Below are 6,193 nucleotides of genomic sequence, written 5' to 3'. Positions count from 1 at the left end.
CATCAGGCCACGGCCGATGGCGAGCATCTGTTGCTCGCCGCCGCTGAGACCGCCAGCGAGTTGCATGAAGCGTTCCCTGAGCCGAGGAAACATATCGAGAATTTCCTTGACCTCGAACCTGGGCCCGCCGCCGAACGAATCCACGATCTTCAGATTGGCTTCGACGGTCATGTCGGGAAATATCTCGCGCCCCTCCGGCACGTGGCTGATTCCGAGTCGGCTGGTCTGCCAGGGCTTCTTCCCGTCGATGCGTTTGCCGTCCAGCGCGATATCGCCGCCGCTCAGTGGCAGGATACCGGAGATGGTATTCAGCAGCGTCGTCTTGCCGGCGCCGTTGGCGCCGAGGATGGCTACGATTTCGCCCGGCTGCACCACAATCGAGACGTCGCGCAGCGCCGTCACCTTGCCGTACGCAGCCGAAACGCCGTTGACGCGAAGCAGGTCACTCATCTTCCGCTCCGAGATAGGCCGAAATCACTTCGGCATGCTTGAATACACGTTCCGGCGCATCGACCACCACCGGTCGGCCATCGACGACCACAAGGGCGCGGCCGCACAATGCCTTGATCACTGTCATGTCATGCTCGACGATCACCACGGTGCGTCCAGGCGCGATGGTTTCTATGAGGGATATGAAATCCGCGGTCTCGCGGCCGTTCATGCCGGCGGCCGGTTCGTCGAGGAACAGCACGCGCGGTTCGGACATCAAGGCAACAGCCACCGCAAGCCGTCGTTGAACGCCATAGGCCAGCACGTTGCCGAGCCGGGCGCGGTCGTCGCTCAGCCCGGAAAGTGCCAGGACCTCTTCGGCCTTGTGGTGAAACGCCGCCTGTTCGCGGCGATAGACGGAACTGCCGACGATCCGTCCGGCCACAGAATGCGTGAAGCTGGCATGGCGCCCATATCGCAGGTTGTCGTAGACCGTCGCTTCGCCGAACACCGCCGTCCGCTGGAACGTGCGGGCGACACCGGCACGCGCCACCAGATGGGGCGTCATCGTGCCGACGTCATGGCCTAGCACCTCGATCTGCCCGCTGGTCGGCTTGGTGATGCCGCACAGCACGTCGAATAGCGTGGACTTGCCGGCGCCGTTCGGGCCGATGATGCCGAACACTTCGCCTTCCTCTACGGTCAGGCTGACGCCATCGAGCGCCACCACGCCGCCGTAGCGCTTGCGGATATCGGTCGCCTGGACGACCACGGTCTTGCCGCGCGGGGCTTCAACGTTCATCTGCTCCACAGTTGCCTCCTGTAACGCGCACCAGGAGGCGCTTGCTGATTTGATGCAATCCACCGGGCGCGAAAATCATGATGACGACGATGGCCGTCGAAAACACCAGAATGCGAACATTGGGATCGAGGTCGAGATAATATGGCAGAATGCTGAAGATCACCGCGCCGATGATCGGGCCGACCAGCAATCCGGTGCCGCCGATCAGCACCATCAGTAGCGCGTCGACGGTGTTAGCCACCGAGAAGACTTCCGGCGTGACAATTTGGGTGTAGGGCACGCACAGCGCACCGGCCAGCGCGGCGATAGGAGCGCTCAGCATGAACGCCTTGAGACGCTGGCGAAAGACATTGACGCCGACGGACTGCGCCAGATGACGATTTTGCCGGATGCTTTCGATGGCGCTGCCGAATTGCGAATCGCGAACCGCATGCAGCAGAAGCACCGTCAGGATGAGCGCTCCGGCGGTGACGAAGAAGTAGCTTCGCGGATCGGTCATCGCGATCGGCCCGAGCATGATCGGCGGGAAACCAAAAATTCCGAGAGGCCCTTCTGTCAGATGCGTCAGGTTGAGCGCCGCAACCATGGCGACGCCGGACAGGCCCCACGAGACGATGGAGAAATAAGCGCCGGTCAGCTTCAGTGTAATGGCGCCGATCGCCGCGGCGGCAACGAGCGACACTACCATCGCCATCGCAATGGAGAGTTCGAAAGACTGCCCAAACTTCACCATGCCAATGCCGACCCCGTAGGAGCCGATGCCGAAGAATACGCATTGGCCGAGCGGCACTTCGCCGAGCCCGCCCAGCATGATGTTGATACTGAGCGCGAATAACGCGAAGGCGCAGGTATAGCCCGCCAGCGTGACGATAAAGGTGTTGGTCACCAGCACGCCAAGTCCGACCGCGACAATTGCTGCCGCCACCGCGAGAAGTGGTACTGCGACCTTTCTTCCGGCTGGCCGCGCCAAGGCGAGGGGCCGGCTGGAAGCCACGGTATCCGCGGAGAGATCCGACATATCGATCAATGCCTATACAGTTGCGGGCGGCCCATCAGACCTTGTGGCCAAAGCAGCAGAACACCGATGACAAGAATCCAGCCTAGCGCCGGCGTCCATGACACCGAGACGTAGGTCTCGAACATGGCATTGGCCACGCCGATCAGCAGCGCTCCGAGCATCGCACCGGAAATACTGCCCATGCCGCCGAGGATGACGACGGTGAAGCCGGTGATCAGCGTCGTATGGCCCATGGTTGGATAGGCCGTGACAATCGGTGCGAGCAGCGCACCGGCGAGCCCCGCCGCCGCGACGCCGACCACGAAAGACAGGCTGCGGATCATCGGCACGTTGATGCCGGAGTACAACGCGCCGCGCGGATTCTGCGCGACGGCGAGTATCTGCTGCCCCCTGACCGTGTAACGCAGCCAGGCGCCAAAGCCCGCCAGCACAACGACCGAGGTCAGCAGCACGAACAGGCGCTGCCCGGCGATTACCATGCCGAAAGCCGACACTGTCGCCTGGGCGAACGGCGAACGGATCGGATGCGGATCCGGCCCGAACAGCAGGATAAGGGCCGCGACCATCGCCTGGCCGAGCGCGAAGGTGACGATGATCGACCCATGCCCCTCGCCGTAGATCGCTCGTCGGATTACCGAAAACTCGGTGATGAAGCCGACCGCCGCCACGATGGCGATGGCAGCGGGCAGCGCCGCGAGATACGGCACCCCCCAGCCGCTGAGTAAAAAAATCGCATAAGCGCCGATCGCGAAAAATGCGCCATGGGCAAAATTCGCGATGTGCAGAATGCCGAAGACGAGCGTCAGGCCGACAGCGATGACGGAATAGCTCGCTCCGAGCACCAGCCCGTTGATCAGCGTCTGCACGAACAGGTTCATGATGGTTCCTCGCGATCAGCGCCGGTATCCGTCTAGTTGACCTTGATCATCTCAAGCTGGGTGAGCTTGCCGCCCTTGACCTGCTGGATGAAGAAGTAAGGCGCGCGCGCCCGCCCCTTGGCGTCGAACTTCAGTTCACCGCGCGGCGACGGCCATGCGTTGTCGCGAATGGTGTTGGAAATCTTGTCGTAGTCGGTGTCGGTCCCAGCCTTGTTCATTGCCGCCGCAATCATGGATACCGCCTCATAGATCACGAGATTTCCCTTGCCGGGGCTGACGTTGAACTTCTTCTCGAACTCCGCGATGAACGGCTTGGTCTCTTCCTGCTGCGAAGGAACCATGAAGATCTCGCCGGTGATGACGCCGTCCATGGCGCCCTCCGCTGGAGCCAGCAGACCGGGCACGACGACGCCCGGTGACATCACTTCCTTGGGGAATCCGCCGAGCTGGCGAACCTGCTTCCACAACTGCGCAGCGCGCGCCGGATAGGCATCGGAGACGTAGAGCATGTCGGGCTTGAGCGACTTGATCTTGGTAATGATGGAGGTGAAATCATTCGTGTCCGCGTCATAGGTGGAGACGTTGACCAACTCGATGTTGGCAGTCTTGAGCTTTTCGCGCAGCAGCTCGAGCACCGTCTTGTTGAACTCGGTATTTTCGCCCATGTAGGCCACCGTTTTCGGTTTCATCACGTCGACAAGGTAGGCGTTGAATGCGCTCGAATTGCCTGAGACGGTGTTGTTGATCTGGAACATCCACGGATTGCCTTGATCGGTGATGGCGTCAGCCTGAGCTCCGGCATTCACCTGCAGCATCCGTCCCTTGGTGACCGACGATTCAGCGAGCACCACCGAGCTGTTGGTTCCACCGGTGATTGCCTTGACGCGGCCGACCGACATCAGCTTCTGCACGGCTGCGACGCCGCCCTGCGGCGACCCCTTGTCATCCTCGAACACCAGCTCGATCAAGCGCCCGCCAAGGATCCCACCCTTGGCGTTGATCCCTTCAACGGCGAGTTCAGCGCCACGCCTAACGTCCTGCCCGTAAGTTGCGGCACCGCCGGAAAACGGTGCAGCAATGCCGATCCGGACAGTTTCCGCCGCCGTCGCCGCCACGCTGAACAGGGAGCTCAGGGCGACGGCGCAGGCCATCGACTTCATACGTTGCACCATAACGTTTCCTCTATTTTCGTGTCTATTTGGATGGCAGACTTTTCGGGATTGTCAGAGCGTGCGGCGGAACATTGCAAACAACCGCTCCCAATGACGCTCCGAACTGGCCTTGTGGTAGAGCCGCCGCGTGGGGAACGCGAAACCGTGTTCGGATTCAGGATAGAATTCAATGCTGCCGTTCATGCCGGTCTCAGCAATGATCTGGCGCAACTGGGCGATAATTTCTTCGGTGATGTAATGGTCATGCTCGGCGCAGGCGAAATACATCTCGCCCTTGATGTTCGACGCCAGCAGATGTGCCGAATCCGGCTGGTCCGAAATCAGACGAGCGCCATACACCGAGGCGGCGGCAGCCACGCGCTCGGGAAACGCGCCGGCGACGCGGAACACATAGCGACCGCTCATGCAGTAACCGACGATGCCCAACTTGCCCTGGCGCGCGGCAGAGTCGGTATCGAGAAAGTCGAACAGCGACTGGGTGTCCTGCTCGACCATGGTGTTGGTGAGACTACGATTCAGCTTCCAAAGCAGCGCAATACGATCTTCATAAGCCGGATCATGCAGGCGGTTGGCATCGAGATCGACGCAGCGCGCCAGCCGGTAATACAGGTTCGGCAGGATCACATAATAGCCGACCGAGGCCAGCCGGCGGCACATGTCGGACAGTTCTTCACGAACGCCGACGGAATCCATATAGTGAATGACGACCGGAAACGGGCCTTCACCGTCGGGGCGGAAGATGTATGTGTTCATCTGCCCATCGCGCGTGGCGATATCGACCACCGATTCCCGCATTCGTTTATCCAACCCTACTTATTTTTTATCGCGGCTTGCGCCGCCTTGGTTAGCTGCACTATGCGGCGATCAATTGCATCGATCTAGTACTTTCACATGAGCGTTAGCGTTTCCACATCCGTGAAAGACTAGGTTGCGACTACGCGTCGCTCTCGATGACAAATTTCGCGATTCCCGCCCGCAGTTCACCAACGATCTGCTTCTTCTTCTCCTCGAGGCGATCGACGGGGCCTCCTACGCCGATCGCGAGAATGCGGCCATGCCGGCGTATCGGCAGAACCATTCCAATTACGCCGGCGCCGACAGTTACCGTATGCTTGGAAAAGACGAAGCCTTGTTTCCTGATTTCCTTCACACGCGCCATCAGATCAGGAAGCGTGATGCGTAATTTGCGATCTTCTTCTTCTGCGTTGATGCGCCGCAATAATTTCTCGATCATGTCGTCGCTGCGCGCGCTGAGCAGCAGCCAGCCGAGCCTTGACCGCGCCAGCGGACGCACGGTTCCCGGTTTGAGGTGAAACCTGATCGCGTAAGTTGATGGGATTATGTGGATATACTGGGCGAACAGATCGCTTTGCGTACCGATGCTGATAGTTTCGCGCGTGAGCTCGCTCATGTGCTTCATCAAAGCCAGGATGCGGCTTTCCCCGAACAGCGCGCCCTGCACCCAATTGCCAAGCGTCGCGATGCGCATGGTCGGCATGTAGGTCCGCGAGTAACCGTCATAATCGAGATAGCCCATTACAACCATGCTTTTCAGCAGTGCCGATGCACTAGAGACTGGGTAGTCGAAGTGCGCCGAGATGTCCTTCAAGCTAATTGGCTGCTGGATCTCGTCGAAATATTCGAGGACTTCAAAGAGCCGCCGCGCGGTCTTGATGACGCTGTCTGACATATCCGCCCTGGTTCTTTCATTTTCACGAGTATGTAAGTGACGCGCAGCTCAGCGCAATGACTTTTCTCGCATCCTTACGTTTGATACGCGGGCTGGAGCTTCAATGGAGATGAACATGACGGCAACGACGGATATTCTGATTGATGTGACGGATCGTGTCGCGACGCTCACTCTGAATCGGCCGGACCGAATGAATGCATGGTC

7 protein-coding genes are annotated in these 6,193 nt (G+C 59.9%); all 7 read right to left on the bottom strand.

The genetic code is table 11. The features are described from left to right. A partial coding sequence (locus Q0S16_RS21440; RefSeq protein ID WP_295852795.1) for an ATP-binding cassette domain-containing protein occupies positions 1-450 on the bottom strand: 450 nt, incomplete at its 3' end. Beyond that, positions 443-1,231, bottom strand: coding sequence for an ATP-binding cassette domain-containing protein (locus Q0S16_RS21435; RefSeq protein WP_295852792.1), 789 nt, complete (start codon positions 1,229-1,231; stop codon positions 443-445). The genes Q0S16_RS21435 and Q0S16_RS21440, both read right to left, overlap by 8 nt. Further along, a complete protein-coding gene (locus Q0S16_RS21430) occupies positions 1,221-2,249 on the bottom strand; it encodes a branched-chain amino acid ABC transporter permease (RefSeq protein ID WP_295852787.1) in 1,029 nt (342 codons plus the stop codon). Before Q0S16_RS21430 ends, Q0S16_RS21435 begins: the two co-directional genes overlap by 11 nt. A 5-nt stretch (positions 2,250-2,254) precedes the next feature. Then, the gene (locus Q0S16_RS21425; RefSeq protein WP_295852784.1) at positions 2,255-3,127 is read right to left on the bottom strand and encodes a branched-chain amino acid ABC transporter permease; all 873 of its coding nucleotides are present in this window, start codon (positions 3,125-3,127) and stop codon (positions 2,255-2,257) included. A 32-nt stretch (positions 3,128-3,159) separates the two neighbouring features. Next, positions 3,160-4,299 (bottom strand): ABC transporter substrate-binding protein, encoded by a 1,140-nt coding sequence (locus Q0S16_RS21420; protein WP_295852781.1) that lies wholly within the window; start codon positions 4,297-4,299, stop codon positions 3,160-3,162. Positions 4,300-4,350: 51 nt separating this feature from the next. Beyond that, positions 4,351-5,052 (bottom strand): dienelactone hydrolase family protein, encoded by a 702-nt coding sequence (locus Q0S16_RS21415; RefSeq protein ID WP_295852778.1) that lies wholly within the window; start codon positions 5,050-5,052, stop codon positions 4,351-4,353. A 181-nt stretch (positions 5,053-5,233) separates the two neighbouring features. Further along, positions 5,234-5,989: an IclR family transcriptional regulator gene (locus Q0S16_RS21410; RefSeq protein WP_295852775.1), complete on the bottom strand. Its 756-nt coding sequence runs from the start codon at positions 5,987-5,989 to the stop codon at positions 5,234-5,236. Between the last annotated feature and the right edge of the window lie 204 nt (positions 5,990-6,193).

The sequence above is a fragment of the Tardiphaga sp. genome (assembly GCF_025356345.1).
In the GTDB taxonomy this organism is placed as follows: domain Bacteria; phylum Pseudomonadota; class Alphaproteobacteria; order Rhizobiales; family Xanthobacteraceae; genus Tardiphaga.
This window is presented reverse-complemented; position numbering and strand designations above follow the sequence as displayed.

Coding starts and splice junctions, on each gene's coding strand:
- Q0S16_RS21415 (WP_295852778.1), bottom strand. CDS start 5,052: ATGAACACATACATCTTCCGCCCCGACGGTGAAGGCCCGTTTCCGGTC.
- Q0S16_RS21420 (WP_295852781.1), bottom strand. CDS start 4,299: ATGGTGCAACGTATGAAGTCGATGGCCTGCGCCGTCGCCCTGAGCTCC.
- Q0S16_RS21425 (WP_295852784.1), bottom strand. CDS start 3,127: ATGAACCTGTTCGTGCAGACGCTGATCAACGGGCTGGTGCTCGGAGCG.
- Q0S16_RS21430 (WP_295852787.1), bottom strand. CDS start 2,249: ATGTCGGATCTCTCCGCGGATACCGTGGCTTCCAGCCGGCCCCTCGCC.
- Q0S16_RS21410 (WP_295852775.1), bottom strand. CDS start 5,989: ATGTCAGACAGCGTCATCAAGACCGCGCGGCGGCTCTTTGAAGTCCTC.
- Q0S16_RS21435 (WP_295852792.1), bottom strand. CDS start 1,231: ATGAACGTTGAAGCCCCGCGCGGCAAGACCGTGGTCGTCCAGGCGACC.